This is a genomic window from Mycobacterium sp. D16Q13 (assembly GCF_002013375.1).
Lineage (GTDB): Bacteria > Actinomycetota > Actinomycetes > Mycobacteriales > Mycobacteriaceae > Mycobacterium.
Map to the genome: position 1 here is coordinate 65,352 of NZ_MAEW01000011.1, position 26,767 is coordinate 92,118.

General features: G+C 64.8%; 28 protein-coding genes and 1 pseudogene. 6 read left to right on the forward strand and 23 right to left on the reverse strand.

Translation table 11 applies throughout. The annotated features are described in order from the left end of the window. Nucleotides 1-7: 7 nt before the first annotated feature. From B4400_RS13310 to ruvC, 9 genes are all read right to left on the reverse strand, one after another. On the reverse strand, nt 8-2,374 hold the full coding sequence (locus B4400_RS13310; protein ID WP_078310755.1) for a RelA/SpoT family protein: 2,367 nt from the start codon (nt 2,372-2,374) through the stop codon (nt 8-10). 29 nt (nt 2,375-2,403) lie between these two features. Further along, nucleotides 2,404-2,937, reverse strand: a complete 534-nt coding sequence (locus B4400_RS13315; RefSeq protein ID WP_078310884.1) for an adenine phosphoribosyltransferase — start codon at nt 2,935-2,937, stop codon at nt 2,404-2,406. Further along, nucleotides 2,934-4,610 (reverse strand): ABC transporter substrate-binding protein, encoded by a 1,677-nt coding sequence (locus B4400_RS13320; protein WP_078310757.1) that lies wholly within the window; start codon nt 4,608-4,610, stop codon nt 2,934-2,936. Before B4400_RS13320 ends, B4400_RS13315 begins: the two co-directional genes overlap by 4 nt. Next, nucleotides 4,610-5,827 carry a protein translocase subunit SecF gene (secF, locus tag B4400_RS13325; RefSeq protein ID WP_078310885.1) on the reverse strand — a complete coding sequence of 406 codons (1,218 nt, stop codon included), beginning with the start codon at nt 5,825-5,827 and terminating at the stop codon, nt 4,610-4,612. The genes B4400_RS13320 and secF overlap by 1 nt, the downstream gene beginning before the upstream one ends. Nucleotides 5,828-5,844: 17 nt before the next feature. Further along, a complete protein-coding gene (secD, locus tag B4400_RS13330) occupies nt 5,845-7,602 on the reverse strand; it encodes a protein translocase subunit SecD (RefSeq protein WP_078310759.1) in 1,758 nt (585 codons plus the stop codon). Nucleotides 7,603-7,670: 68 nt separating this feature from the next. Then, nucleotides 7,671-8,009: a preprotein translocase subunit YajC gene (yajC, locus tag B4400_RS13335; RefSeq protein WP_078310761.1), complete on the reverse strand. Its 339-nt coding sequence runs from the start codon at nt 8,007-8,009 to the stop codon at nt 7,671-7,673. Between the two features lie 149 nt (nt 8,010-8,158). Next, nucleotides 8,159-9,172 carry a Holliday junction branch migration DNA helicase RuvB gene (gene ruvB, locus B4400_RS13340; RefSeq protein WP_078310886.1) on the reverse strand — a complete coding sequence of 338 codons (1,014 nt, stop codon included), beginning with the start codon at nt 9,170-9,172 and terminating at the stop codon, nt 8,159-8,161. 53 nt (nt 9,173-9,225) lie between these two features. Then, nucleotides 9,226-9,825, reverse strand: coding sequence for a Holliday junction branch migration protein RuvA (gene ruvA / locus B4400_RS13345; RefSeq protein WP_078310764.1), 600 nt, complete (start codon nt 9,823-9,825; stop codon nt 9,226-9,228). Beyond that, entirely contained in the window at nt 9,822-10,379 is a 558-nt protein-coding gene (gene ruvC / locus B4400_RS13350; RefSeq protein WP_078310766.1) for a crossover junction endodeoxyribonuclease RuvC, read from the reverse strand. Before ruvC ends, ruvA begins: the two co-directional genes overlap by 4 nt. Before the next feature lie 121 nt (nt 10,380-10,500). On the opposite strand from ruvC, the gene B4400_RS13355 reads away from it, so the two are divergent. Continuing rightward, on the forward strand, nt 10,501-11,073 hold the full coding sequence (locus B4400_RS13355; protein WP_078310768.1) for a TetR/AcrR family transcriptional regulator: 573 nt from the start codon (nt 10,501-10,503) through the stop codon (nt 11,071-11,073). Between the two features lie 89 nt (nt 11,074-11,162). On the opposite strand, the pseudogene B4400_RS13360 reads toward B4400_RS13355, so the two are convergent. After that, nucleotides 11,163-11,624 (reverse strand): annotated as a pseudogene (locus B4400_RS13360) (methyltransferase family protein); the annotation flags it as partial. 172 nt (nt 11,625-11,796) lie between these two features. Between B4400_RS13360 and B4400_RS13365 the strand changes: the two are divergent. After that, nucleotides 11,797-12,408 (forward strand): phosphatase PAP2 family protein, encoded by a 612-nt coding sequence (locus B4400_RS13365; RefSeq protein ID WP_139360232.1) that lies wholly within the window; start codon nt 11,797-11,799, stop codon nt 12,406-12,408. Here the strand turns inward: B4400_RS13365 and B4400_RS13370 are convergent. Further along, nucleotides 12,354-13,109: a YebC/PmpR family DNA-binding transcriptional regulator gene (locus tag B4400_RS13370; protein WP_078310775.1), complete on the reverse strand. Its 756-nt coding sequence runs from the start codon at nt 13,107-13,109 to the stop codon at nt 12,354-12,356. The genes B4400_RS13365 and B4400_RS13370 overlap by 55 nt on opposite strands. 79 nt (nt 13,110-13,188) lie before the next feature. Here B4400_RS13370 and B4400_RS13375 point away from each other — a divergent pair, with 79 nt between their 5' ends. Further along, nucleotides 13,189-13,716, forward strand: coding sequence for a hypothetical protein (locus tag B4400_RS13375; protein ID WP_078310781.1), 528 nt, complete (start codon nt 13,189-13,191; stop codon nt 13,714-13,716). Nucleotides 13,717-13,847: 131 nt separating this feature from the next. Here the strand turns inward: B4400_RS13375 and pdxT are convergent, their stop codons facing one another. The 10 genes from pdxT to B4400_RS13425 all read right to left on the reverse strand — a co-directional run bounded on the left by pdxT (nt 13,848) and on the right by B4400_RS13425 (nt 23,804). Further along, nucleotides 13,848-14,429, reverse strand: coding sequence for a pyridoxal 5'-phosphate synthase glutaminase subunit PdxT (gene pdxT / locus B4400_RS13380; protein WP_078310785.1), 582 nt, complete (start codon nt 14,427-14,429; stop codon nt 13,848-13,850). Then, complete coding sequence (locus tag B4400_RS13385) at nt 14,426-15,280, reverse strand: acyl-CoA thioesterase (protein ID WP_078310788.1); 855 nt, start codon at nt 15,278-15,280, stop codon at nt 14,426-14,428. The genes pdxT and B4400_RS13385 overlap by 4 nt, the downstream gene beginning before the upstream one ends. Nucleotides 15,281-15,289: 9 nt before the next feature. After that, nucleotides 15,290-16,204 carry a pyridoxal 5'-phosphate synthase lyase subunit PdxS gene (pdxS, locus tag B4400_RS13390; RefSeq protein WP_078310791.1) on the reverse strand — a complete coding sequence of 305 codons (915 nt, stop codon included), beginning with the start codon at nt 16,202-16,204 and terminating at the stop codon, nt 15,290-15,292. A gap of 86 nt (nt 16,205-16,290) precedes the next feature. Beyond that, the gene (locus B4400_RS13395) at nt 16,291-17,313 is read right to left on the reverse strand and encodes an NUDIX hydrolase (protein WP_078310794.1); all 1,023 of its coding nucleotides are present in this window, start codon (nt 17,311-17,313) and stop codon (nt 16,291-16,293) included. Further along, nucleotides 17,310-18,437, reverse strand: coding sequence for a glycosyltransferase family 4 protein (locus tag B4400_RS13400; protein WP_078310796.1), 1,128 nt, complete (start codon nt 18,435-18,437; stop codon nt 17,310-17,312). The genes B4400_RS13395 and B4400_RS13400 overlap by 4 nt, the downstream gene beginning before the upstream one ends. Next, nucleotides 18,437-19,450: a phosphatidylinositol mannoside acyltransferase gene (locus tag B4400_RS13405; protein WP_078310798.1), complete on the reverse strand. Its 1,014-nt coding sequence runs from the start codon at nt 19,448-19,450 to the stop codon at nt 18,437-18,439. Before B4400_RS13405 ends, B4400_RS13400 begins: the two co-directional genes overlap by 1 nt. Beyond that, nucleotides 19,447-20,109, reverse strand: a complete 663-nt coding sequence (gene pgsA, locus B4400_RS13410; protein ID WP_078310800.1) for a phosphatidylinositol phosphate synthase — start codon at nt 20,107-20,109, stop codon at nt 19,447-19,449. The genes B4400_RS13405 and pgsA overlap by 4 nt, the downstream gene beginning before the upstream one ends. Further along, on the reverse strand, nt 20,106-20,654 hold the full coding sequence (locus B4400_RS13415) for an ATP adenylyltransferase (RefSeq protein WP_078310803.1): 549 nt from the start codon (nt 20,652-20,654) through the stop codon (nt 20,106-20,108). The genes pgsA and B4400_RS13415 overlap by 4 nt, the downstream gene beginning before the upstream one ends. Further along, complete coding sequence (gene thrS, locus B4400_RS13420; protein WP_078310806.1) at nt 20,647-22,701, reverse strand: threonine--tRNA ligase; 2,055 nt, start codon at nt 22,699-22,701, stop codon at nt 20,647-20,649. Before thrS ends, B4400_RS13415 begins: the two co-directional genes overlap by 8 nt. A 92-nt stretch (nt 22,702-22,793) precedes the next feature. Further along, the gene (locus tag B4400_RS13425; RefSeq protein ID WP_139360231.1) at nt 22,794-23,804 is read right to left on the reverse strand and encodes a GlxA family transcriptional regulator; all 1,011 of its coding nucleotides are present in this window, start codon (nt 23,802-23,804) and stop codon (nt 22,794-22,796) included. 92 nt (nt 23,805-23,896) lie between these two features. On the opposite strand from B4400_RS13425, the gene B4400_RS13430 reads away from it, so the two are divergent. Then, nucleotides 23,897-24,631, forward strand: a complete 735-nt coding sequence (locus B4400_RS13430) for a DJ-1/PfpI family protein (protein ID WP_078310888.1) — start codon at nt 23,897-23,899, stop codon at nt 24,629-24,631. On the opposite strand, the gene B4400_RS13435 is transcribed toward B4400_RS13430, so the two are convergent. Together B4400_RS13435 and B4400_RS13440 are read right to left on the reverse strand one after the other, a co-directional pair. After that, nucleotides 24,614-25,027 carry a TIGR02611 family protein gene (locus B4400_RS13435; RefSeq protein WP_078310808.1) on the reverse strand — a complete coding sequence of 138 codons (414 nt, stop codon included), beginning with the start codon at nt 25,025-25,027 and terminating at the stop codon, nt 24,614-24,616. The two genes, B4400_RS13430 and B4400_RS13435, sit on opposite strands and share 18 nt — an antisense overlap. Then, nucleotides 25,024-25,653, reverse strand: coding sequence for a PaaI family thioesterase (locus B4400_RS13440; RefSeq protein WP_078310810.1), 630 nt, complete (start codon nt 25,651-25,653; stop codon nt 25,024-25,026). The genes B4400_RS13435 and B4400_RS13440 overlap by 4 nt, the downstream gene beginning before the upstream one ends. Nucleotides 25,654-25,672: 19 nt before the next feature. On the opposite strand from B4400_RS13440, the gene B4400_RS13445 reads away from it, so the two are divergent. Together B4400_RS13445 and B4400_RS13450 are read left to right on the forward strand one after the other, a co-directional pair. After that, nucleotides 25,673-26,170 (forward strand): DUF1990 domain-containing protein, encoded by a 498-nt coding sequence (locus B4400_RS13445; RefSeq protein WP_078310889.1) that lies wholly within the window; start codon nt 25,673-25,675, stop codon nt 26,168-26,170. Nucleotides 26,171-26,402: 232 nt separating this feature from the next. Further along, a complete protein-coding gene (locus B4400_RS13450) occupies nt 26,403-26,714 on the forward strand; it encodes a hypothetical protein (protein ID WP_078310812.1) in 312 nt (103 codons plus the stop codon). Nucleotides 26,715-26,767: the final 53 nt, after the last annotated feature.

Genomic DNA, 26,767 nt, shown 5'->3' on the forward strand with positions numbered 1-26,767 from the left:
GACCGGGTTAGGCCGCCGACGTAACCCGGTAGACGTCGTAGACGCCCTCGACGTTGCGCACCACGTTAAGAACGTGTCCCAGATGCTTCGGGTCGCCCATCTCAAAGGTGAAGCGGCTGATGGCCACTCGATCATTCGAGGTGGTCACCGAGGCCGACAGAATGTTCACCCGCTCGTCGGCCAGGGCGCGGGTCACATCGGAGAGCAACCGGTGCCGGTCCAGCGCCTCCACCTGGATGGCGACCAGGAAGACCGAGGACGCCGATGGCGCCCAGTTCACTTCGATGATCCGTTCCGATTGCTGCTGCAGAGATTCGGCGTTGGTGCAGTCGGTGCGGTGCACGCTGACTCCCCCGCCGCGCGTGACGAATCCAAGGATCTGATCCCCGGGCACCGGGGTGCAGCATTTCGCGAGCTTGGTCAACACACCCGGTGCGCCCGGCACGGCCACGCCGACATCATCGGAACGCCGCTGGCGAATGGGCATGGTCGACGGAGTGGACCGTTCGGCCAATTCCTCCTCGGCACTGTCCACACCACCGAGCTGAGCGACCAGGCGCTGCACCACATGCCGCGCCGACACATGCCCCTCGCCCACCGCGGTGTAGAGCTGCGAGGTGTCCTGGTAGCGCAGCTCACGAGCCAGCGAGGCCATACCCTCGCCATTGACCAGGCGCTGCAACGGAAGTCCACCACGGCGCACCTCGCGCGCGATGGCGTCCTTACCCGCCTCGAGCGCCTCCTCGCGACGCTCCTTGGCGAACCACTGCCGAATCTTCGCCTTCGCGCGCGGCGACACGACAAAGGTCTGCCAGTCGCGCGACGGGCCCGCGGTGGCGGCCTTTGACGTGAAAACCTCTACCACTTCGCCGTTTTCGAGCTTGCGCTCCAGGGCCACCAACCGGCCGTTGACGCGCGCACCGATGCACCGATGACCTACCTCGGTGTGCACGGCGTACGCGAAGTCGACCGGGGTAGACCCGGCGGGCAACGTGATGACATCACCCTTGGGTGTGAAGACGAAGATCTCCTGCACCGCCAGGTCATAGCGCAGCGACTCCAGGAACTCTCCGGGGTCGGCGGCCTCACGCTGCCAGTCGAGCAGCTGGCGCATCCACGCCATGTCGTCGATTTCGGCGGCGGCATGGTTGGGCGGAACACCGTTGCGGCCCTTGGCTTCCTTGTACCGCCAGTGCGCGGCAATGCCGTACTCGGCGGTGCGGTGCATGTCGCGGGTGCGAATCTGGACCTCCAGCGGCTTGCCCTCGGGGCCGACCACGGTGGTGTGCAAGGACTGATAGACACCGAACCGCGGTTGGGCGATGTAGTCCTTGAACCGGCCGGCCATCGGCTGCCAGAGCGAGTGCACCACGCCCACGGCGGCGTAACAGTCACGAATCTCATCACACAGGATCCGGACGCCCACCAGATCGTGGATGTCGTCGAAGTCGCGGCCCTTGACGATCATCTTCTGATAGATCGACCAGTAGTGCTTGGGGCGACCCTCGACAGTGGCACCGATACGCGAACCGTTCAGGGTGGCAACAATTTCCGCACGCACCTTGGCCAGGTAGGTATCGCGTGACGGCGCCCGGTCGGCGACCAGACGCACGATCTCCTCGTACTTCTTGGGGTGCAGGATCGCGAAGGACAGGTCTTCGAGCTCCCACTTGACCGTTGCCATACCCAGGCGGTGTGCCAGTGGCGCAATCACTTCGAGCGTCTCGCGGGCCTTACGCGCCTGCTTCTCCGGTGGCAGGAATCGCATGGTGCGCATGTTGTGCAACCGGTCCGCGACCTTGATCACCAGCACGCGAGGGTCGCGCGCCATGGCGATGATCATCTTGCGGATGGTTTCGCCCTCGGCGGCGTTACCCAACACCACCTTGTCGAGCTTTGTCACGCCATCAACAAGGTGGGCCACCTCGGTACCGAATTCGGTGGTCAGCTGTTCCAGGCTGTACCCGGTGTCCTCGACGGTGTCGTGCAGAATCGCGGCCACTAGAGTGGTGGTGTCCATGCCGAGCTCGGCCAGAATGTTCGCCACGGCGATCGGATGAGTGATGTACGGATCACCCGACTTGCGAAACTGCTCGGCATGCCGACTCTCGGCTACCTCGTATGCGCGCTGCAGCACCACCCGGTCGGCCTTGGGGTAGAACTCGCGATGGACAGCCATCAGCGGCTCGAGCACGGGGCTGACGGCGCCGCGCTGGGCGGTCATCCTGCGGGCCAGCCGGGCCCGTACCCGGCGCGACGCACTCATGGTGCCGCTGATCCGCAGAGAGTCCGAGCTCGGTGCCGTCGGATCGCTCACGACAGGCAGGGATTCGACCGCGACCTGATTCTCGCTCGGTACCTGCTCGTCAGCCACGGTTCACCTCCTGCCGCCTAGATTATCCCTCAGATCACACGCAGCGCAGTTAATGGCAGCGGCGCCACGGCCGCACGACCGGCCAGATCGGACAGTTCCAGAACTACACCCGCGCTGATCACGTCCGCACCCGCGGCACGCAACAGTTTGATGGTCGCCGCCAGTGTTCCCCCGGTGGCCAGCACATCGTCGATGATCGCCACGCGATGACCGGTCAGATCCACTCCTTCGGCGGGAATCTCCAGCGCCGCGGTGCCGTACTCGAGTTGATAGGTCTGAGCATGCACTGGTGGCGGCAGCTTTCCTGCCTTCCGCACGGCCAGCACACCTACGCCGAGCCGGATCGCCACGGCGGCCCCCAATAGGAAGCCGCGCGCATCGATCCCCGCGATCAGCGTGGCCCCTGCCGACGCCTCCCCCAACGCATCGGTGACCCGTGAGAGGCCCTCGGCGTCCGCGAACAGCGGCGTCAAGTCCTTGAACTGCACCCCGGGCTCGGGAAAGTCGGGGACCTTACGAGTCAGCCTGTCGATGAGCGCTGTGACAGCGTCCGAAGATGTCACGCCGGCAACACCCAACGATCCATGTTCCAGCCCGCGCCCCACCGGGTGACGCTCGGTGTAGCGGCGTACATCGACTTCGGTGCGATCAGCACGCGTGGCTGCCGGTACAGCGGCAGGGTCGGCAGGTCGTTCCACAGGATGGCCGACGCATCGCCGAGCAGCCGGCTCTGGTCCCTGGCGTTGGTGGTCACCGCCAGCGCGGCGATGATCCCGTCTATCTGACCGTTGGCATAGTTCGCGGGGTTCTTGCCCTCGCGCGACCGCAGGGCGTACGCATCCATGAGCCATGAACCCGTCGAACCGCTGCCAGGAGCTCCGCCGATCGAGCTAAGTAGCGCGTCAACTTGATTGTCCCGCAACGAGTGTGGTCCAACCTCGGGCGAACTGACGTCCTGCACGGTGATCCCGGCGGCCGCACAGGCCTGCGCCATCGCCGACACGATTGCCGCACGGCGCGGGTTGGGCGCCTGATATCCCACCCGGACGGTCAACGGACGGTTGGCCACCGCGGCACGGGCCGCGACCGGGTCCGAACGCATGAATCGTCCTGCCTCAGCCGCAGCCTCCACCGAGGCGAACGAGTCTCCGATGCTGGTATCCAGCCGGGCGTTCATCACCGGCACTCCGGCGATTCCCGCGATGGCGTCACGTGGTGTGCACAACGCGACCGCACGGCGCACATCGGGCGCCCCAACAGACCCGCCGGCACCGAAGATCAGTTGCTCCACACCCGAACCGGGTTCCTCGGTGCGCACGAATCCGTCAGGGGCGGTAAGAGTCCCGGCCGATCCGGCTGCGACGTCGACAACCTCCAGATCGCCGTCGGATAGCCGTTTTTGCACATCGATCCCGCTGGGCCACACCGTGACCCGCTTGGTCACCGGCGGACTACCCCACCACTTGTCATTGGCGACAAGCACGACCGATCCGTCCTCGTTGTACCCGTCGAACTTGTATGGCCCTGATGACGGGAACTTCGAGAGATCCAGATCCGAACCGAAGTTCCACTGGTTGTTCCAAAAATCGGCGATCTTCTGCAGCGCCGGAACGTCATTGGCGGCGATGGCACCGATCAGGTCAATACCCCCACCGACCTTGTCGGCGATCACATGCCACGGCAACATCGTTGTGGCGGCGAATAGCTGGGTCCAGTCGGTGAAGGCGCGATCCGGGGCGAAGGTGACACGCGCGGTCTTCTGCCCCGACTTGCAATCGATGGTGGAGATATCGGCGTATCCCGCCGTGCTGGCCGCGTCAAAATCGGGCAGCCTGCCGGATTGCGCGAACCAGGACAGCACCATGTCTTCACAGGTCACTGGCTTGCCGTCGGAATAGACGGCCTTCTCATTGATGGTGTAGTCGAGCACCAATGGGATACGGCCGACGACCTCGACGGTGCCGAAGTCGTGGTCAGCGATGACCTGGCCGTCAGGACCGTGGAAGCCAAACCCGGTGAGTACGCGATTGAATGCCTGCGCCCCGGCTGACGCGTTCCCCGCGACACTGTTGACGTTGTACGTCGTCAAGCGGCCATCGACGGCATAGTCGAGCGTTTTTGCCGCCGAGGTCCAACATGAGGTCAACAACCCCGCCGCGAGCACCATCGTGGTCGCGATGGCGCCGATTCGCGCGATCCGTCCTGCTCCGGTCCGTGCTGGGCCTCGTGAAACCATCAGCGCCGCCGAACGTTTCGCTTACCTTGAGGGCGGGCACCGGGCTTGGGTTTGGCGGGGCGTACCCCGGTCATGGCGGCATCGGATGCCCCCGATGTCGCCGCCTTGACGGCCTTGGTTCCCGAACCGGTCTCTGCCAGGGGCGTGGCGTCGGGCTTGCGGCGACTCAGCACCTTCTTGGTATGGCTCGCCACCAGCTCCGTGCGCTCACGCAGTGCCACCAGCAGCGGGGTCGCGAAGAAGATCGACGAGTACGTGCCCACCAGGATGCCGACAAGCTGGACCAGCGCAAGGTCCTTCAGCGTGCCCACACCCAGCAGCCAGATGGCCACCACGATGAGCGAGAGCACCGGGATCACCGAGATGAGGCTGGTGTTGATCGAGCGCATGAAGGTCTGGTTCACGGCCAGGTTGGCATGCTCGGCGAAGGTCCGCCGCGACGTGTGCTGGAACCCGTGCGTGTTTTCCTCGACCTTGTCGAACACGATCACGGTGTCGTACAAGGAGAATCCTAGGATGGTGAGCAGGCCGATCACCGTGGCCGGGGTGACCTCGAAGCCCACCAGTGAGTACACGCCCGCGGTAACCAGCAGGTCGAAGACCAGTGCGGCCAAGGCCGCCAGCGCCATGTAGCGCTCGTAGCGCACGGCGATGTAGATACCGGACAGCACCAGGAACACGCCCAGCGCCCACAGCGCCTTGTTGGTGATCTGCCCGCCCCAGGTCTCCGACACCGCCGAATCGCTGATGGCGTTGATGGACGGCTTGCCGTCAGATCCCTTGGGCGCGAACCTGTCGAAGAGCGCCTTGTGGAGCTTTGCCGATTCGTCGTTGTCGAGCGTCTCGGTGCGAATCTGAATGGAGGCCGAGTCACCGGTTCCGGTGACGACGATCGACTCGGCATCGCGGCCTAGTGTCTGACTGAAGACGTCCTCGGTCTGCTGAACCGTGGCCTCGCCCTTCGGGAACGACACCTTGGTGCCGCCCTCGAAATCGATACCGAAGACGAATCCCTTGATCGCGATGGACAAGATCGCGACAACCATGAACGCGCCGCTGATCCCGAACCACAGCGTGCGCTTGCCGACGACGTCGACCGCACCGGTTCCGGTGTACAGACGGTAGAAGAATCCGTGTTCTGGTGCCGCACTGCCGGTTTCAACTGCAGTGGACGTGGGTTCCTTGGCGGCGCTCTCGGTGCCGTTGCCGTTGCTCACGGTGTCGTTGCTGGTGCTCATGCGTGTGCCGCCGCCTTACGTTCGCGGGCAATCTGCTGGACCGCTCCGAGCCCGTTGTACGCGGGCTTGGAGAGGGTCGCGGACTTGGAGGACAGGTAGACAAGCGGCCACGTCACCAGGAACACCACCACCACGTCGAGGATGGTGGTGAGTCCGAGAGTGAACGCGAAGCCCTTCACCTGCCCGATGGCGAGTGCGTACAGCACCACGGCGGCCAGCAAGGTCACCGCGTTACCCGACAGGATCGTCTTGCGGGCGCGAGCCCAACCTCGGGGCACCGCCGAACGATACGAACGACCTTCTCGTATCTCATCTTTGATGCGCTCGAAGAACACCACGAAGGAGTCCGCGGTGGTGCCGATGCCGATGATCAGACCGGCGATACCGGCCAGATCCAAGGTGTATGAGATGTATCTACCCAGCAGGACCAGGATGGCGAACACCATGGCGCCCGAGGCCACCAAGGACAGCGCGGTCAGGATGCCGAGCACACGGTAGTAGATCAGCGAGTACAGCAACACGATCGCCAATCCAATGGCGCCCGCGATCAGGCCGGCCTTGAGCGAGGTCAATCCGAGTGTGGCCGAAACTGTTTCGGCGTCGGAGGACTCGAAGGACAGCGGCAGCGAACCGTACTTGAGGGCCGCGGCAAGCTGCTTGGCCGAGTCGGAGGTGAACTGCCCGCTGATTTCGGTCTTGCCGCCCGGGATGGGCTCGCGGATGGCTGGCGCACTGATCACCTTGGAGTCCAACGTGAACGCGGTCTGGGTGCCCTGCTGCCAATGCGCAGAGGTGTACTCCGCCCAGACCTTGGCTCCGGTGGGCTTGAACTCCATGCTCACCACGTAGATGCCGCGCTGCTGGTCAAGTCCCGAGCTGGCGTCCTTGATCTCCTCGCCGCTGATGATCGCCTTGTCCAGCAGATAGGCGGCCTTTCCGCCCTGACTGTCATCGCCACAGGTGACCAACGGAAGGTTCGGATCGTCATTGCCCGCGAGCGGGTCGTCAAGGTCATAGCAACGCGATGACTGAACCTGAAGCGCCAGCATCTGAATCCGCGGATCGTCGCTCTGCCTGATCTGCTTCTCGAAGTCGATCAGCTGCTTGCGTTCCTCACCGCTGCCCGGTTTCGGCGGCAGATCGGTGGCCGGAGCAGCGGGCGGTGGGGCATTCGGCGTCGCGGGCTGCGTCGCCGGAGCGGGTGGCGGTGGCGGCGGCGTGGTGGTTTGCGCCGGATAGGGCCGCGGCTGCGGTTTCGGCGAAGGCGCGGCGGGTGCCGGCTTTCCCGCACCGGGCTCCGGGGGCGTCGCCTCTTGCCCAGCGCCGGGCGGGCCGCCCTGGGGCGCTCCGGCCTGGGGATTCTCCTTGGGCTGCGCCGGCACCATCTGGACGACAGGCCGGATGTAGAGCTTGGCGGTCTGACCGAGGTTGCGGGCCTCGCTGCCGTCGTTACCGGGCACCGTGATGACGAGGTTGTCGCCGTCGATGATGACCTCGGATCCGGAGACACCGAGGCCGTTGACGCGCGCATTAATGATCTGCTGTGCCTGAGTCAACGCTTCCCTGGTCGGCTTGGAACCGTCAGGGGTGCGTGCCGTCAGGGTGACGCGGGTTCCACCCTGCAGGTCGATACCGAGCTTGGGCTTAGCGTGCTTGTCGCCGGTCAGGAAGACCAGCAGGTAGGCGCCGATCAGCAGCACCAGGAAGGCAGCTAGATAACGCGCGGGATGCACAGGGGCCGATGGCGAGGCCACGTGTCCGGTCTCCTTGCTTGTCGAGGGCGGGTCGGGAGGCGTTCAGGGTTGAGCAAAGGTGAAAGCCGCTACTCCTTGGTCAGCTCGACCCCGGTGCTCTCGACGTCGCGCGACGCCTCCTCAGCGGTGTCATCGGTGTCCTCGGCCTCATCAACGATCTTGTCGCGGACCGCGAGCTTCATCCAGCGCGTCACAACACCCGGAGCGATCTCCAGATCGACGGTGTCGTCGGTGACTGCGGCGATAGTGCCCTGCAGACCGGAGGTGGTGTGCACCCGGTCGCCGATTGCCAGGGACTCGTGCAGCTCGATGGTGGCGTCCAGAGCCTTGCGCTGCCGCCGGTTCGCGAAGAAAAGGAACGCGCCCATAACGAGGATGAGCGGCAAAAAGACGATGATCGATTCCATGGCGGCTTTCGGGATTCTTTCCGTTGGGTCTTCACGAGTTCAAGCACGGTCTGCGTGAAACGAGCACGCGACAAGTCACCAGTGTGCCATCCGACTCTGTGGAATCGACGCGAACCCCGGACCTGCGCGTCCTGGACTCAAGCGTCCCGTCAATCGAACAGCCCGGCGTGTCCCAGCACCTGCGGCGGCGGGGTAAGACCCAGATGTGTCCACGCCAATGCTGTCGCCACACGTCCGCGCGGCGTCCGGGCCAGCATCCCGGCACGCACCAGGAACGGCTCACACACCTCTTCCACTGTGGTCGATTCCTCCCCGACCGCTACCGCCAATGTCGACACGCCCACCGGGCCGCCGCCGAAACTGCGTGTCAGCGCCGTGAGCACCGCCCGGTCCAGGCGGTCCAGCCCCAGCTCGTCGACGTCGTAGACGGCCAGGGCGGACTTGGCTACATCCACGGTGATGACACCGTCTGCCCGCACTTCCGCGTAGTCACGGACCCGGCGCAGCAACCGATTGGCGATACGTGGGGTGCCGCGTGAGCGCCGGGCGATCTCCACACCTGCGTCGGCTCCGAGCTCGATGCCGAGGATTCCCGCCGATCGAGCCAGCACAAGTTCGAGTTCATCGGGCTCGTAGAAGTCCATGTGGGCGGTGAACCCGAACCGGTCACGCAATGGCCCGGTCAGCGACCCGGATCGGGTGGTCGCACCGACCAGCGTGAACGGCGCCACTTCCAGGGGTATCGAGGTCGCGCCGGGCCCCTTGCCGACGACGATGTCGACGCGGAAGTCCTCCATCGCCAGATACAGCATTTCCTCAGCGGGCCGCGCGATGCGGTGAATCTCATCGATGAACAACACATCGTGTTCGACGAGGTTGCTCAGCATCGCCGCCAGATCGCCCGCGCGCTCCAATGCCGGACCCGAGGTCACCCGCAGCGAGGAGCCCAACTCGCCCGCGATGATCATCGCCAGGGAGGTTTTGCCGAGTCCGGGTGGACCGGACAACAGAATGTGATCCGGGGTGCCGCCGCGATTCTTGGCGCCGGACAGCACGAGCTCCAGCTGCTCACGCACCCGTGGCTGACCGATGAACTCCCGCAGCGACTTGGGTCTGAGCCCGGCATCGATGTCGTTCTCGCCGACCGTGAGCGCGCCGGACATCTCGGGGCCGGCATCGAAATCGTCCTCTTCGCCGTCAAACTCGTCGAAGCTGGTCATCGCGTCTTGCCCAGTAGCGTCAGCGCCGACCGCAGCACGGTCGAGGTATCTCCGTCGGAATTATCTTGAGCCAGAACGGTATCGGTGGCCTGTTCGGCTTGCTTCGCGGCGAACCCGAGGCCGATAAGCGCGTCGACGACCTGTGTACGCACCAGCGATGCTGTGCCGCGCCCCAGCTCGGTGGTTCCACTCGGGGTCGCGGCCACCTTCTCGCGCAGTTCCAGCACCAAGCGCTCGGCACCACGCTTGCCGATCCCGGGAACCCTGGTCAGTGCATTGACATCGCCATCGGCCAGCGCCTGGCGCAAGGTCGGCGCGTCGTAGACCGCGAGTGTGGCCATCGCGATCTTGGGCCCCACACCGGAGACACCCAGCAGCGTCAGGAACAGATCGCGGGCATCGGTGTCGGTGAAGCCGTACAACGTCATCGAATCTTCGCGGACGATCATCGCCGTGATCAGCCGTACCTGGGTGCCGCGCCGCAGCGTCGACAGTGTGGCCGGGGTGGCATTGACGCGGTATCCGACGCCGGCGGCCTCGATCACCACATGATCGAGTGCGATGTCGATGGCCTCGCCATTGACCGAAGCAATCACCGGGATACCGCCTTCAATCGGGCCGCGAAGGCCTTCCGCTGCTCTTCCGCCGCGGCTTCCGCCTTCGCCATTCTCGCCAGCATGGGCGCACGCCAGCAGTGACAGATTGCCAGGGCCAACGCGTCGGCCGCATCAGCGGGCTTCGGCGCCGTCTGCAGCTGCAGGATGCGCGTGACCATTGCGGTCACTTGGGATTTATCTGCGCGCCCGTTGCCGGTGACGGCGGCCTTGACCTCCGACGGGGTGTGGAAATACACCTCAATCCCCCGCTTGGCAGCACAAAGTGCGATCACTCCGCCCGCTTGGGCGGTGCCCATCACGGTGGAAACGTTCTGCTGAGCGAAGACGCGCTCGATGGCGATCACGTCGGGACGGTGCGTGTCCATCCAGTGTTCGACAACCTGACTGATCGCCAGAAGTCGTTGCGGCAAGGGCTGATTGGCCGGAGTACGGACTACGTCGACGTCCAGCGCCACCACCTTGCGACCCGAGGAGGCCTCGACCATGGACAGACCGCACCGGGTAAGACCCGGGTCGACTCCCATTACTCGCACGCGCCAGCCCTCTCGCCGTAGAACAGTTGTTCGATCAGCATATCCAGGAGGCTTGCCCATTCCAGATAGCAACACGCGAGGGCTCTGCAAATGTCAACATCCGTTGGCCTAAGCTCAGGCCATGTCCACCGAACCTCGGCGATCGGACGCCACCCGTGCGGCCATCCTTGAGGCTGCTCAGGAGCACTTCGCCAGCGTCGGGTACGAGAAGGCAACCATACGGGCCATCGCGGCGACGGCGGGTATCGACCCGTCCCTGGTCATGCGGTACTACGGCAACAAGGGCAAGCTCTTCGCGGCCGCCGCCGACTTCGATATTCACCTGCCCGAGAATCTTGCCGAGATTCCGCGTCCCGAGCTGGGGGCAGCCCTCGTCGAGCACTTCCTCGCCAAATGGGAGGCCGACGACACCATGGTCGCCCTACTGCGCGCGGCAGTGTCGCATGAGACGGCGCGCGCACGGATGGCCGAGATCTTCAGCAGTCAGATGGTGCCTGCGATCGAGGCGTTAACGGCGGATCGCGCCATGGAACGCGCGGCGCTGATCGGCACTCAGATGATCGGCCTGGCGATGTGCCGATACGTGATCCGCCTCGGGAACGTGCCCGAGATGACGCACGAACAGATCATCGACTTGATCGCACCGACAATCCAGGCCTACCTGGATTGTGACTGCGACTGCGAAGCGCCCTAGCTCGCGCGCTCGGGCTGCGTCCACGGGCGCAGCCGGGGTACCCAGCGCGGTACGTGCTGCGAGTACTCGGCGTAGTCGCGGCCGAACCTCTTCAATAGGCCGCGCTCCTCCACCAGCGGAAAGTACACGGCGTTGATGGTCACGAAAACGGCTGCATAGATCAGCAAGCCGACAGAGTTCACCGCGAACGCCTCACCCAGCAGGATGGCGATGACTCCGGTGATCATCGGGTTACGTACGTAGCGGTACGGGCCGCGCACGACAAGGTGAACCGGCGGGTCGAAGGGCGCCAGCGAACCCTTGCCCATCTGGTGGAAGAGCATGACAGTGCGGGTCACCAGGAACAGGCCGGCAGCGACCAGCAAGGTCCCGATCACCGTCGCCGTCATCGACATCTCATCCGACATCCATGACGGCACCTGGATGCCCGTTCCGTAGAGAATCACCAGCGGAATCAGCACCGTCACGGTGAATGGCAGCGCGAGAACCGCGCGCGCGGTGCGCCACAGGCTTGTCGATTCAGGCGCCGGGGCGACTGTTTGTGTGGCCATGACCGGCCTCCCATCATTCGTGGATGTCCTAGATGTACGCCCAGTTGACATTGCTGTCAACACTTGTTGACCAACAGTCGTTGACATCACAGTAACGCCGCTTCCTGGCGTTTGATTCCCGCCATCCAGCGCGATTCGAAGTCGAAGTCCTCGGCCTATTACTGTCGTCGGCGTGTCTGTCGGAAAACTGCCCAGCGAAAAGACGATTCAGTGGTGGCCGCCCCTTGGCGTCCTCGCGATGCTGGTGCTCGGGTTCTCCGTCGGTAAGGGCTCAACGCCCTTTGACGTCTGGTTTTTCCACGGGACGCAGCTCGTATTCGGAGTGCAGCCACGCTGGCTGCTGTTCTTCACCGACTGGGTGTTTCTCGTTCCGGTGCTCGTGGTGTGCGTCGCGTTCGAGCTGTATCGGCGGCGTTGGCGGGTCGCTGCGGTGGCGCTGGCCTGCCCGTTCGTGGCGAATTGGACCACTCAGGGCACCAAGATGCTCGTCGGCCGCGAGAAGGGCGGCTATCTCGCCTACCCCAGCGGCCACACCACCTTCGTGGTCGCCGTGATGGGGATGCTGGTGCTGGTCGCCGGTGGAGCCCTATGGGCGTACATCGTGGCCGGGATTGTCAGCACGCTCGGGCTGCTAGGCCAAGTCGCCTGTGGGTATCACTACCTCACCGACACCATCGGTGCCGTACTGGTCACCACCGCAGTGGTGACGTTGGCCGTATGGGCCGCCGGTCAGCCCTCGTCGAGCTCGGCCAGCACCTCGTCCGATAGGTCCACGTTGGTGTAGACGTTCTGCACGTCGTCGCTGTCTTCCAGTGCGTCGACCAGCTTGAACACCTTGCGGGCAGTGTCGACGTCGACGGGCACGCTCATCGATGGCTGGAAGCTGGCCTCGGCCGAGTCGTAGTCGATCCCGGCCTCTTGCAGCGCCTGACGGACCGCGACCAAGTCGGTGGGCTCGGAGACGACCTCGAAGGTCTCGCCTAGGTCGTTGACCTCTTCGGCGCCCGCCTCCAGGACGGCCGTGAGCACGTCGTCCTCGGACAGACTGCCCTTTTCCAGGGTGATCATGCCCTTGCGGGAGAACAGGTAGGACACCGAACCCGGGTCGGCCATGCTGCCACCGTTGCGGGTCATCGCGACCCGAACCTCGCCGGCGGCGCGGTTGCGGTTATCGGTCAAGCATTCGACAAGCACGGCAACACCATTGGGGCCATAGCCCTCGTACATGATGGTCTGCCAGTCGGCGCCGCCAGCCTCTTCGCCGGCGCCGCGCTTGCGGGCCCGCTCGATGTTGTCGTTGGGCACCGACGTCTTCTTGGCCTTCTGGATGGCGTCATAGAGCGTCGGGTTGCCAGCCGGATCTCCGCCGCCGGTACGCGCGGCGACCTCGATGTTCTTGATCAGCTTGGCGAACTCTTTGCCACGGCGCGCGTCTTTGACGGCCTTCTGATGCTTGGTGGTGGCCCACTTGGAATGGCCGCTCATGTACCCCTGTACTACTTTCTCTAGGTTCTGTCGCACTTCTGCGCTGCCCGAGTGTACTCGCGCACCTAGGGTGAATCACATGACTGTCCTGGTAGCCGACCCGATTGTCGACACCGTCCTGGACCGGTACGCGTCGACCATCGGTGACAGCCTCACCGATTACCGCAATCATCTGTATCGGGGCATGAACTACCAGCTGCGTCTTCTCGGCATGACGACGGCGCCACCCGAAATCGCGTTGGCGTGGGCCACGCACGATATCGGCATCTGGACGGCCGGCACTTGGGACTACCTCGATCCGTCGGTGGCCCTCGCCGAACAGCTGGCACCGGAGTTCGGAATAGACGATGCCAGTCGCACCACAACGATGGTGGCCGATCACCACAAGCTCAGATCAGCGGACGATCTCTGGGTCGAGACTTTTCGATTGGGTGACCGGATTGACGCCTTCCACGGGTTCTACGCCTGGACCGGCCTGGAACGCGCCGATGTGCGCGAGGTCGTAGAGGCCTTGCCGTACGGCGGTTTTCACGGATTCTTGGTGCGAACGGCCGGAAAGTGGACGCTCAAGCACCCGCTGCGGCCGATGCCCATGATGCGCTGGTGATTCATAGCGCGTAGATGTCGCCGGCCTGCCGGACGCATCACCCGCTAGTGCCCACCTCTGAGCGACAAATCACCCCGCCGCGGCGAGTCCGGACTAGCTTGTCGCTCGTAGCCGGGCACACATCATCGCGATCAGGAAGCACGCACCATGTCGACAAAGAGCTGGTGCACCCGCCGGTCCCCGGTGACTTCGGGGTGAAACGACGTCGCCAACGCACTCCCCTGCCGCACCGCGACCGGATGCCCCTGCGCAATGGCCAGCACCTCGACGTCGGCGCCCACCCGCTCCACCCACGGTGCCCTGATGAACACCGCGTGCAGTCCGCCGTCAAGCCCGGTGAAATCCAAGTCGCCCTCGAACGAATCCACCTGGCGCCCGAAAGCATTGCGCCGCACCGTCATATCGATGGCGCCGAGCGCCACCGCATCCGGACGGGTGTCGAGTATCTCGCTGGCGAGCAGGATCATGCCTGCGCACGAGCCATAGACCGGCAGCCCGTCCCGCAGACGCTCGGAGAGCGGATCCAGCAGCTCGAACACGCGCAGCAAGTTGCTCATCGTGGTGGACTCCCCGCCGGGGATGACCAGCCCGTCCACCTTCGAGAGCTCCTCGGCACGACGCACGCCGAGCGCGTCGGCACCCGAATCTTTCAGGGCGGCAACATGTTCCCTGACATCGCCCTGCAATGCCAGCACGCCAACCAGCGGGCTCACGCCATGTTCCCCTTGGCGATCGACGCCTCGTCCGGGTTGCGCTCGTACCGGGTAAGCCCCTCTTGCACCACCGCCGCGACCATCCGGCCCTCGCGATCGAAGATCCGGCCCTGAGTCAGCGCCCGTCCGTATCCCGCCGACGGCGATGTCTCGTCGTACAGCAGCCATTCATCGGCGCGGAATGGCCGCAGGAACCACAGCGCATGATCCAGGGATGCGGTCTGCAGCACGGCGTCCCGGTGCGGCACCTTGGACGAACTCAACAGCGTCAGGTCGCTCATGTAGGCGAGCGCACAGATGTGCAGGACCGGGTCGTCGGGAAGGTGCTTGCGGCAGCGGAACCACACCCGCTGCTGCGCGGCCAGCCGAGGATTCCGGTCCATCAGCTCGTCGGGAACGATCCGGATGTCCCATTCGGCGAACTGCCGGAACAGATCGTGACTGAACGACCCCTCCTCGTCCTGCACATCCGGCAGGTCCTCGGGTGCGGGCACCGGTGGCATCAGATCCTGATGCTCGATGCCGGTGTCCAGAGTCTGAAATGACGCCGACATGCTGAAGATTGCCTGCCCACCCTGAATCGCGGTAACGCGACGGGTCACGAACGAACGGCCGTCACGCACCCGGTCGACGAGAAACACGGTGGGCTCGTTGGGATTTCCCGGTCGCAGGAAGTACCCGTGCAGGGAATGGACAAGGTAGTGTGGCTCCACGGTGCGAACCGCCGAGACCAACGACTGCCCAGCGACCTGACCGCCGAAGGTACGGCGCAGGCTGCTGGGAGTCACGTTGCCTCGGAAGATGTCCTTTTCGAGCTGCTCAAGCGTCAGGATCTCTTCGATATCGGCCATCAGATGGTTTTACCAGCCGCGCTCGGCGAGCCGATGCGGCTGCGCGATGTCCTCCACGTTGATGCCGACCATTGCCTCACCCAGACCGCGCGACACCTTGGCGAGCACGTCCGGGTCGTCGTAGAAGGTGGTGGCCTTCACGATCGCAGCGGCCCGCTGCTCCGGGTTGCCGGACTTGAAGATTCCGGAGCCGACGAACACACCCTCGGCACCCAGCTGCATCATCATCGCGGCGTCCGCCGGAGTGGCGATACCGCCGGCGGTGAACAGCGTGACCGGAAGCTTGCCGGCGCGAGCCACCTCGACTACCAGCTCATAGGGCGCCTGCAGTTCCTTTGCAGCAACGTACAACTCGTCCTCGGACAGCGAGGTGAGCCGACGGATCTCGCCACCGATCTTGCGCATGTGCGTGGTCGCGTTGGACACGTCACCGGTGCCGGCCTCACCCTTGGAGCGGATCATCGCCGCACCCTCGGTAATGCGGCGCAACGCCTCGCCCAGGTTGGTGGCACCGCACACGAACGGCACGGTGAACTTCCACTTGTCGATGTGGTTGGTGTAGTCGGCGGGGGTCAGCACCTCCGACTCGTCGATGTAGTCCACGCCCAGGCTCTGCAGGATCTGCGCCTCGACAAAGTGCCCGATGCGGGCCTTGGCCATGACGGGCACGCTGACGGCGCTGATGATGCCGTCGATCATGTCCGGATCACTCATGCGAGACACGCCACCTTGGGCGCGGATGTCGGCGGGGACGCGCTCCAGTGCCATGACGGCAACGGCTCCGGCGTCTTCAGCGATCTTCGCCTGATCGGGGGTGACAACGTCCATGATGACGCCACCCTTGAGCATCTCGGCCATACCGCGCTTGACGCGAGCGGTACCGGTTCCGGTCTCGGGGGACGTTCCATTGGTCGTGCTAGTCAACTGGGGGCTCCTGGATGTTCGGGTTCTCAGACCAGTCTAATGCCGCCGCACCAGCGATTTTGTCGCGGGAGGTGCGGTGACTGGGCTCACCCGATCAGGATCGGCTCGCGGCGCCCGCCGGTGGCCACCGCATCGGCCGCGCTAGCGGCCTCCCCGAGCAGCTCTCCTAGCTGATTCGGGAAAACCTGCTCCCCCGAGGCCGTCAGCGCGGCGATCTCTTCGGCATCGCACCAGCGGTGGCCGGTGATGTAGCGCTGCTCCAGGTTGGTGCGACCATCCGTCGCCGGTTCGAACCTCTTGGTGCGGTGCACGAAGAACAATTCCTCGGAGCGAATGGTGGTGCCGTTGAAGTCGAAGACGGCGACCCGACGCCACAGCGGGCCCACGAGGCGCCCAGAGGGAACCGATAAGCCGGTCTCCTCAACCAGCTCGCGCACCGCGCCGTCGGACAGCTTCTCCCCCGGCAAGGTCTGGCCGCCAACGGTGAACCACCAGTGCACCGCGGGGCTCGGCGCGGCGGGATCGAAACCGCGCAGCAGCAGCACCCGGCCATCCTCGTCCAGCAGGATGATCCGCGCCGAAGTACGGAAGTTGGCCAGTGCCGGATCCTCGGTGCCCGCACCCTGACGGTCGATGATTTCGAAATACGTTGGCATCGGCGCGGTTCCGCCCAGACGCAGCCAACGCACCGGACGGCGTACCCGGAGAGCCAGGGTGTCGCGCACGGCGTCGTTGTGGAAGCGCCGCGCGATCAGCACTCGCGTCTCCGCATCAGCGAGCTCGGCCACCAGCGCGGGGCGCAACCGCTCCGCGTCGACGGTGGATAGCGCCGAGGCCAGCTGGTTCTCCGCGTACTCACGCCGGTCGCGATCAGCTCGCTCGGCCTTCGCCGCGAGTTTGATGAGTTGTTCGTCCTTGAGCGCGTCGCCCACCGCCCGCGCCACGACGGCGCGGCGCGCCAGTGCGGCGTCGAGGGACTGCCAAGACAAATCGCTACGCACATGCAGCCGGTCCAACCGATTGGCCACGAGATAGGCCCACAGCAGGCCCAGCGCGACCAGCGCGCCGATGAGGGCGATGACGATGACGGTCAGCGCCGAGAAGGTCACCAACTGTCGACCTTTACTCGCGCGCCGGAGGCGGTCACGGTCTCGTAGACGAGCATGATCTGCTGCGCAACCACCGACCAGTCGTATCGCTGGACCGCGTCGGTACCCGCCGCCACCAGCTTCGCGCGGCCCTCATCGTCGCCGAGCACATCGATAATGGTCGCCGCCAGGGCATCCGAATCACCCGTGGGCGTCAACCGGCCCGCCGAGCCGTCCAGAAGCACCCGGCGGAAGGCGTCCAGCGAGCTGGCGACCACCGCAGTCCCGGCCGCCATGGCCTCCACCAACACGATGCCGAAACTCTCGCCGCCGATGTTGGGGGCGCAGTAGACGTCGGCGCTGTGCATCGCCGAGGCCTTGGTGGCATCGTCCACCTGACCGAGGAACCGCAGATGTTTCGCCAACGGTCCTGCCTGCGCGCGCAATTCGGCTTCATCTCCACGGCCGACGATCAAGATCTCCACATCGGCGAAGCTGGCCGCGATCTTCGGTAAAGCCCCCATCAACACGTCCATACCCTTACGCGGCTCGTCGTAACGGCCCAGGAACAGCACCGTCTTGCCCGCTCTCGGATAGCCCTCCAGCATGGGTGCGCCGGAAAAGGATCGGACGTCGACGCCGTTGGGAATCTCGACCGCATCAGAGCCGAGCGCCTCCATCTGCCAGCGCCGGGCCAGCTCGGAGACGGCGATCCGGCCGACGATCTTCTCGTGCCAAGGGCGCAGCACCGCCTGAAAGACGCTCAGAGTCAACGACTTCGTGGTGGAAGTGTGAAAGGTGGCGACGATCGGACCCTCCGCCACCATGAGCGCCAACATGGACAGGCTCGGCGCGTTCGGCTCATGCAGATGCAACACATCGAAGTCGCCGTCGACCAGCCAGCGTCTGGTCTTGGCGTAGGTGGCCGGGCCAAATCGCAGCCGCGCCACCGAGCCGTTGTACGGAATCGGAACTGCCTTGCCGCCGGAGACCACGAACTCTGGCAGCTCCAGGTCTGATGAGGACGGTGCGAGCAGACTGACATGGTGGCCGCGATCCCTCATGACCTCGGCCAACTGCACCACATGGGACTGGACGCCGCCCGGTACATCAAAGGAGTACGGACAGACCATCCCGATGCGCATTACGCCTGCCCACCAACGGAGTCCGTCTCCCTGGGGGCTGCCCGATCATCAATTTCCGTCTCGCGACCAGGCGCCGGCTCCGCCGCGGAAGGGGTCTGAGATGGCGACGTCCGCAGCCGGGTGCGGCGTTCTTCGGACAGATCGTCGAGCCACAGGGGTTGCAGCATGTGCCAGTCCGCCGGGCGCTCGGCGATGTTGGCGGCGAATTCGTCGGCGAGTGCCTGCGTGGCCACTGCGACATCGCCTGCCGAGGTGTCGATGGGCTCCTGGATCCGTACTCCCCATTGACCATGTGGCTCGAACCAGCAGTGCGCCGGCAGCAGGCGCGCTCCGGTCTCGATCGCCAGGCGGGCCGGCCCAGCGGGCATCCGGGCCTCCGCGCCGAAGAAGTTGACGGGAACACCGTTGCGGCTCAGATCGCGATCGGCCATCAGGCAGACGACACGGTTTTCCCGCAGCCGCGCCGCCAGGGTCTCGTAGGGCCCGGTGGAGTCGCCACTCGAAGCAAGCACCTCGAAGCCAAGGGTTTCCCGGTAGTCCAGGAATCGGCGGTATAGCGATTCAGGTTTCAGACGCTCCGCGACGGTGGTGAAAGTGCCGTAGGTCTGGGCCAGCCAGACACCGGCCATGTCCCAGTTGCCACTGTGCGGCAGGGCGATCACTGTGCCCTTGCCGTTCTCCTGGGATGCGTCGATGTTCCGGCGCCCGAACGCGCAGCTGTCCAGGCGGCCGGCAAGCCGTTCCATGTTCTGCGAAGGCAGGCGGAACGCTTCGCGCCAGTAGCGCGCGTAGGAACGCATCGAGTCGATCATCAGCCGGTCGGGCACCTCGCGAGGATGCACGCCGAGCACCCGGGCGAGGTTCTTGCGCAGTTGCTCGGGCCCACCGTTGCGCGCACCCACCATGGCACCGACATCGAATATGGCTCGAGCGAGGAGATCCGGTGTCACCTGAGTCAGGTTCCAGCCTGCGGCATAGCCCCAATCGGCAGCGCGTTCGCCCCACACACTCATGACTGATTCTTCTCCGCGGTGTCCTGTCCGGCATCGGAATTGGGCAACAGATCAGAAGCACCCGGAGATGTGCGCACCGCATGCATCCGTTGGGCCACTGTCACCAGGCTCGCGATCGCCAGTACCCACATCGCGGTATGTAACGGCCACTGCACTCCAAAACCACCGCCGAATATCGCTCCGGCGAGCACGATGATGAGCCGTTCGGGGCGTTCGATCAGCCCGCCGTCGGCCCGCAATCCGGAGGCCTCGGCCCGCGCCTTCACATACGAGATCACCTGTGAGGTGATCATGCAGATCAGCGTGGCAACAACCAAAGATGTTGATCCCCAGCCGAATGCGGCCCACCAGAGCAATCCGGCGAATATCGCACCATCGGCCACCCGATCACATGTCGCGTCGAGCACCGCACCGAACCGGGTGCCACCGCCGCGGGCCCGTGCCATCGCCCCGTCGAGCATGTCGAACATCGTGAACAGCCAGACTGCGATGCCGCCCCAGAACAGGTGGCCCGTCGGGAACAAGGTGAGCGCCGCGACAACCGTCGCCGCCGTCCCGAAGATGGTGACGGTGTCGGGGGTGAATCCCGCACGCAGCACCGCGTTGGCCAACGGATTGATGATCTTCGCGAACGTCTCCCGGGACAGGATGGCGCTCATGGCAACTGCTCCCAGGCACTGGCGAGTAGTTCGCGGGTGTCCCGCAACAGCTGCGGCAGCACCTTGGAGTCGCCGATGATGGTGATGAAATTGGCGTCGCCACCCCAGCGCGGCACCACATGCTGATGCAGATGCTCGGCCAGCGATCCGCCCGCTGCGGTGCCCAGGTTCAGCCCCACGTTGAAACCATGTGGACGGGATACCTTCTTGATCACCCGAATCGCCTTCTGGGTGAATGCCATCAGCTCCCGGCTCTCGTCCTCGGTGAGGTCTTCGAGCTCGGCAACCTGCCGGTAGGGCACCACCATCAGATGGCCCGGGTTGTACGGGTACAGATTGAGCACGGCGTACACATGGTCCCCGCGCGCAACCACCAGCCCGTCTTCATCGGCCATTTCGGGAATGTCAGTGAACGGAGCGGACTCCGCCCCACTCGATTTCACCGCCTCGACCAGATAGGTCATCCGGTGCGGCGTCCACAGCCGCTGCAGATGGTCAGGGTCGCCCACGCCCCGGTCGATGATGGTCGAGTCCTCGTCAGTCACGGGTCCCCAACTTCATGAGTTCGGCAGTGGGAGAAACGTTCTCGCGCCTGTTCACCCAGTCGACGATGGCGGCGACGGCCTCATCGCGCGGCACTCCGTTGACCTGCGTGCGGTCACGGAATCGGAAGCTGACAGCGCCCGCCTCCACATCGCGGTCACCGGCCAGCAGCAGGAACGGCACCCGCTGATTGGTGTGGTTGACGATCTTCTTGTTCATCCGGTCATCGCTGGTATCGACCTCTGCCCGAATACCCTGCGATCTGAGCTGCGCGACAATGTCGCTCAGGTACGGCGCGTGGGCATCGGCGATCGGGATGCCGACGGCCTGCACTGGGGACAGCCAGACCGGGAAGGCGCCCGCGTAGTGCTCGGTGAGCACACCGAAGAAGCGCTCGATGGACCCGAACAACGCACGGTGAATGAGTACCGGGCGCTGACGCGTTCCGTCAGCCGCGGTGTACTCGAGCTCGAACCGCTCGGGCATGTTGAAGTCGAGCTGGATGGTCGACATCTGCCAGGACCTGCCCAGCGCGTCCTTGGCCTGCACCGAGATCTTGGGGCCGTAGAAGGCCGCGCCACCCGGGTCGGGGACGAGCTGCAGGCCGGAATCGCGCGCCACCTGCTCCAAGGTCTTGGTGGACTCTTCCCAGACCTCGTCGGAGCCAACGAACTTCGTCTCGTCCTTGGTGGACAGCTCCAGGTAGAAGTCGTCGAGCCCGTAGTCGGACAGCAGGTCCAGCACAAACCGCAGCAGGGAGGTCAGCTCTTCGTGCATCTGCTCCCGGGTGGTGTAGATATGTGCGTCGTCCTGCGTCATGCCGCGCACACGGGTCAGGCCGTGCACCACGCCGGATTTCTCGTACCGGTACACCGATCCGAATTCGAAGAGCCGCAACGGCAATTCACGGTATGAACGGCCCCGAGCCCGGTAGATCAGATGGTGCATGGGGCAGTTCATGGGCTTGAGGTAGTAGTTCTGCCCCGGCTTGCGCACGGTGCCGTCGTCGTTGAGCTCGGCGTCGATGTGCATCGGGGGGAACATGCCGTCGGAGTACCAGTCCAGGTGTCCGGAGGTCTGGTACAGGTTCTCCTTGGTGATGTGCGGGGTGTTGACGAATTCGTACCCGGCGGCCGTGTGCTTGGCGCGCGAGTAGTCCTCCAGCTCCTTGCGGATGATGCCACCCTTGGGGTGGAAAACCGGAAGGCCAGAACCGATTTCGTCGGGGAAGCTGAAGAGGTCGAGCTCCACACCGAGCTTGCGGTGGTCGCGTCGCAGCGCCTCTTCCAGCAGTTCGAGATGCTTGTCGAGGGCTTCCTGGGATTCCCAGGCGGTGCCGTAGACGCGCTGCATGCTGGCATTGGCCTGATTGCCGCGCCAGTAGGCCGCCGAACTGCGGGTCAGCCGGAACGCCGGGATGTGCTTGGTGGTGGGAATGTGCGGGCCGCGACACAGGTCGAACCATTCCCGTTCCCCGGTACGGGGATTCAGGTTGTCGTACGCGGACAGCTCGTCGCCGCCGACCTCCATGACCTCAGGGTCGTCGGCGCCCGACTTATCGGAGACGAGCTCCAGCTTGAACGGCTCATTGGCCAGCTCGGCCTGAGCCTCTTCCACCGAAGCGTAAACCCGGCGCGAAAAGCGTTGCCCCTCCTTGATGATCTGCTTCATCTTCTTCTCGAGGGCAGCCAGATCCTCGGGGGTGAAGGCGTGATCGATCCCGAAGTCGTAGTAGAAGCCATCGGTGATCGGCGGGCCGATACCGAGTTTGGCCTCCGGGAACAGGTCTTGCACGGCCTGTGCCAGCACATGCGCGGCCGAGTGCCGGATAACGCTGCGACCGTCCTCGGTATTGGCCGCGACCGGCTCCACGTCCGTATCGGCCTCCGGGGTCCAGGACAGGTCCTTCAGCGCACCGTCCACGCGCACGACGACGATGGCGTCGTCGCCCTTGCCCGGCAGACCTGCCTCGCGTACCGCGGTCCCCGCCGTCGTCCCGGCCGGCACCCGGATTGGGGCCACAAGGGAAGACGGGTTGGGCGCAGTCATCAGCAGTTCTCCAATTCAGAGACGGGGGGTTTGCGAACTCATGCTATCGGTCCGCACCAGCGACTTCCCAGCCTGATGGGCGCTGCGCGTACTCAGGCCGATCGAGCCCGGAACGTATTCCGGTAAGCCAACGGGGAGACCCCGGTGAGTCGGCGGAACTGCTCCCGGAAATTCGCAGGTGAACCGAACCCCACCTCGCGCCCGATCCACTCCACCGAGTCGGCGGAACATTCCAGCAGCTGTTGAGCATGACGGACCCGCACACCGGTGAGCCATTGCATCGGCGTCTGCCCCGTTTCGGCACGAAACCGCCGGTTGAGGCTGCGCACACTGGTGGATGCCTGGGCCGCGAGGCCCTCCAGGGACAGCTCGCGATGAGCGTTGTGCTCGATCCAGGCCAAGATCTCCCCGAGACCGGCCTCGGTGCGCTGACGGTTACGGATGACGTACTGCGCTTGGCCACCGTCGCGGTGCAACGGCGCCACGGCCACCCGCGCAGCCTCCGAAGCGACCGCCGCGCCGTGATCGCGCGTGACCATGTGCAGGCACAGATCGAGCCCTGCGGAGGCGCCGGCGGAGGTGAGCACCTGCCCCTCATCCACGTACAGCACATCGGCATCCAGGCGCACCGCCGGGAACATCTCCCGGAACAGGTCGGCCGCCAGCCAATGGGTGGTGGCCCGCTTGCCGTCCAGAATTCCCGCCTCGGCAAGCGTGAACGCCCCTGCGCAGATGGAAGCGATGCGCACTCCACACCGGTAGGCGGCCTGCAGCGCCTCGATGACACCGTCCGGCGTGGGTGCCGTCACGTCATTGCGCGCCGGGACCACGATCGTGTCAGCCTCCGAAAAGGCCTCCAGCCCAAGATCTGTCGCGATGCCAAACGGTCCGGCGGAGACGACTGGCGCGGTCCCGCACACGCGCACCCGGTAGGGCCGGGTGCCATCGGCGAGGTGCACGCGACGGAACACCTCCACGGCGGTGGCCAGGTCGAAGCCGATGGTGTCGGGAAGCGCAAGAACGACGACGGAGTGAGGCTTGTCCGAACGACTCGAAGGTACGGAGTGAGGCTTGTCCGAACGACCCGATGACACGGAGTGCATGCGGCCAGCCTAACTCCGACTGGCAATATCTCGTCGGATACTGGCTATCTGGCCACTTCTGCTTCTGCGATCGCACGACAACCATGGCAGTCATGCAGATAGCGATCCTGGCGTACCCCGGCATGACGGCGCTCGACGCGATAGGTCCGCACGAAATGCTCCGGGGACTACCCGATGCCGGGCTTCGATTCGTCTGGCACGAGCCGGGCCCGGCAGTGACCGACAGTGGCGTGCTGGCGCTCGGCGCGACACATTCCTTCGGAGAAACCGCGGCACCCGACATCGTCCTGGTCGGAGGTTCGATACCGGCCACGATGAGCACCGCCGCCGACGAGGGCGTACTCACGTGGCTCCAGCAAGCGCATCAGACCACGACGTGGACCGCGTCGGTATGCAGCGGGTCGCTCATTCTGGGTGCCGCCGGAATCCTGCAAGGCAAGAACGCCACCTGCCGCTGGGCCGGACAGCGGGTGCTGTCCACCTTCGGCGCGAATGCTCAGCGCGACAAACGCATCGTCCGCGACGGCAAGGTGGTCACCGCCGCAGGCGTATCGGCAGGACTCGACCTTGGGCTATGGCTCGTCGGCGAAATCGCCGGACGGCCGCGCGCCGAGGCCACCCAACTCTGCATCGAGTACGACCCGCAGCCGCCGTTCAATACGGGCCACATGAACAAGGCCTCCACCCGCAACAAGGCAGACGCGATGCGGATGATGAAGGGCATGATCTCGGCACGCGACGCCGGCACCGAGCTCGTCGCGGGCTCAAAAGTAATGTGGGCGAACGTTATCGACCGAATGCGGAAGAGGTCAGCTGCCAATCCCTAGCGGGCTCTTCAGCCAGGGCGCTTCGATCCCGACGAGCGCGGCGACCCAACCGACCGCACCGAGTACCCACAGCGTGACCAACACCAAGGCCGCGGTGAACAGCACCCCTATCCCCCGCACCCACTGTGGCTGGGTGGAGAACCAGGCCATGAATCTGTCATACCGGACCCTCACTGCGTGCAGAAGTTTGGCAGCCCATGAGAATTCGGTAGCGAGAATGGCCAGACCGAGGAACACGATCGCCCAGCCGGGTCCCGGATACGGGATGGCGATGATGCCCACACCAAGCACCAGCAGACCGATGACGGCGACCACCACGCGGTAGACGATGTCGAGCGCCGGCCGATCCCGCACAGTGTCACGCCACCGGGCCCACCTGCGGGTGGCCTTGTTCACGGCTGGCCGGGATTGAGCTTGACGAAAAGCGCGTCGGCTTCAGCGAGCACATCATCGCCGTCGAGCAATCTGCTCGTCAGGAACACCTTGCGCCCCTCCACGCGGTCCAGCGTGCAGTCGTACTGCAGCTCCTTCTCAATCGGCGTGACCTTGCGGTAGTTGATGTTCAGGTACGCGGTGCGCAACTTACGCAGATCAGTCAGCAGCATCGTGCCGGTACCGATAATGGTGTCGAAGAGCAGCCCGAGGCATCCGCCGTGCACGGCACCGTTTCGGCCCAGGTGATAACGACCGAAAGTTGCTGTGCCCCTGAGCACTCCGTTATCAAAGCTGTCGATTGTCATCGGAACCAGCAGGATGTTCCCGCGCAGCGGGAGATCGGTGCGCCGACCCGAGGGCGAGTCCCATTCCGACACCTCGTAGGGGGCCAGCAGCTCGTTCATGGTGTCCAGCTGGCTGGCCAGCGCGGTGACCATCTCATCGGGTGGCAGGGCGGCACGGGCGCGGTCCTGCAGGGTTCGCAGCGCGTCGATGAAACGGCCGTAGTCTGGGCCGCCCTTGAGGGTGGGATCCGGCGGGTTGAACCCGCCTCCCTCATGCGCTGTTACTGCTTCCTCGGTGGTCATGCTCACCTACGTTATTGGGGTGGATATTGCCCAGCTGAGCCAGCTCCCTTTCACCTACTCCGAAATCGGCGCGACGGCCGGTGAGCTGCCCGCCGGATACCACCACGTGCGCGAATCACAGCAGCTCGGGAGCGGCAGAGCGCGGTTCGAGGAGGCCGCCGCAAGCCTGATGCGGTTCGGTATCCAACGCGGGATCGGGCTGCCGGTGCAGACCTCCGCACCCCAGGCCGCTGAGGGTGTCAACGTGGCAACACGCCTGTGGCCGTTCTGGGCGTTGTGCCGCATCGTGTACGTGGTCGACGAGCCGAATCGGCGCGGTTTCGCATACGGCACGCTTCGGGGCCACCCCGAAACCGGCGAAGAGGTCTTCATCGTGCGCCTTGATCCATCCAATGACGTTGTATCCGTGGAGATCACAGCCTTCTCGAAGCCGTCGTACTGGTGGGTCCGGATGGGCAACCTGGTGGTCGAGCAGCTACAGCGAGTGGTAACTCGGCGATACCTGCGCGCGCTCTGAGCGCGGCGCAGGTATCTATCGCCCAGATAACCCTCCCCCGGTAGCCTACGGGTTAGCTGGAGGTTGTTAATAGCTACACTGGCGTGTCGCGCAGCATGCGTGTCAGCTGGTATTTCGCGCGAAACCAAAGCATGCAGGTAACTCATAGCAAATATTCTGTCCGTTAGAATCGTTATGATAGGTAACCTGTGGTTCAACTTCGATTCATGCTTTGTCAGGAGCCCTGAACCTCATGGTGTCACTGCCCATCCGCATCGCGTTGTTCGCCGGGACCCTGGGCGCCTCCGCCGCGATGTACCTCGCCCCGGTAGCGGCCGCTGATCTCCCGGTGTGTTCCGCAGGCGAGACGCCGTACAACCACAGCTGCCGCACCGCGTGTGCCGGCGGCGCTCCGCGCGTCGGTGGAGCGTGCACCCAGCCCGGCACCAATCTGTACGACCGCGGCTTCCATGAGCCCACCCACGAGGGCGCCAACCCGCGCACCCCGTTGGGCACCAACCCGCAGGTTCCGTTCGGTACGAACACCACAACCGTTCTGCAATAACATATTTCGGCGCCGTGCCCGGTTGACAACGTTGTCAGCCGGGCACTCCCGTC

Excerpts from the sequence above, each read along its gene's own strand:
- B4400_RS13320 (WP_078310757.1), bottom strand. The coding sequence starts at position 4,610 with ATGGTTTCACGAGGCCCAGCACGGACCGGAGCAGGACGGATCGCGCGA.
- yajC (WP_078310761.1), bottom strand. The coding sequence starts at position 8,009 with ATGGAATCGATCATCGTCTTTTTGCCGCTCATCCTCGTTATGGGCGCG.
- ruvB (WP_078310886.1), bottom strand. The coding sequence starts at position 9,172 with ATGTCCGGCGCGCTCACGGTCGGCGAGAACGACATCGATGCCGGGCTC.
- B4400_RS13355 (WP_078310768.1), top strand. The coding sequence starts at position 10,501 with ATGTCCACCGAACCTCGGCGATCGGACGCCACCCGTGCGGCCATCCTT.
- B4400_RS13370 (WP_078310775.1), bottom strand. The coding sequence starts at position 13,109 with ATGAGCGGCCATTCCAAGTGGGCCACCACCAAGCATCAGAAGGCCGTC.
- B4400_RS13375 (WP_078310781.1), top strand. The coding sequence starts at position 13,189 with ATGACTGTCCTGGTAGCCGACCCGATTGTCGACACCGTCCTGGACCGG.
- B4400_RS13385 (WP_078310788.1), bottom strand. The coding sequence starts at position 15,280 with ATGGCCGATATCGAAGAGATCCTGACGCTTGAGCAGCTCGAAAAGGAC.
- B4400_RS13400 (WP_078310796.1), bottom strand. The coding sequence starts at position 18,437 with ATGCGCATCGGGATGGTCTGTCCGTACTCCTTTGATGTACCGGGCGGC.
- B4400_RS13405 (WP_078310798.1), bottom strand. The coding sequence starts at position 19,450 with ATGAGTGTGTGGGGCGAACGCGCTGCCGATTGGGGCTATGCCGCAGGC.
- pgsA (WP_078310800.1), bottom strand. The coding sequence starts at position 20,109 with ATGAGCGCCATCCTGTCCCGGGAGACGTTCGCGAAGATCATCAATCCG.
- thrS (WP_078310806.1), bottom strand. The coding sequence starts at position 22,701 with ATGACTGCGCCCAACCCGTCTTCCCTTGTGGCCCCAATCCGGGTGCCG.
- B4400_RS13425 (WP_139360231.1), bottom strand. The coding sequence starts at position 23,804 with ATGCACTCCGTGTCATCGGGTCGTTCGGACAAGCCTCACTCCGTACCT.
- B4400_RS13430 (WP_078310888.1), top strand. The coding sequence starts at position 23,897 with ATGCAGATAGCGATCCTGGCGTACCCCGGCATGACGGCGCTCGACGCG.
- B4400_RS13440 (WP_078310810.1), bottom strand. The coding sequence starts at position 25,653 with ATGACCACCGAGGAAGCAGTAACAGCGCATGAGGGAGGCGGGTTCAAC.
- B4400_RS13450 (WP_078310812.1), top strand. The coding sequence starts at position 26,403 with ATGGTGTCACTGCCCATCCGCATCGCGTTGTTCGCCGGGACCCTGGGC.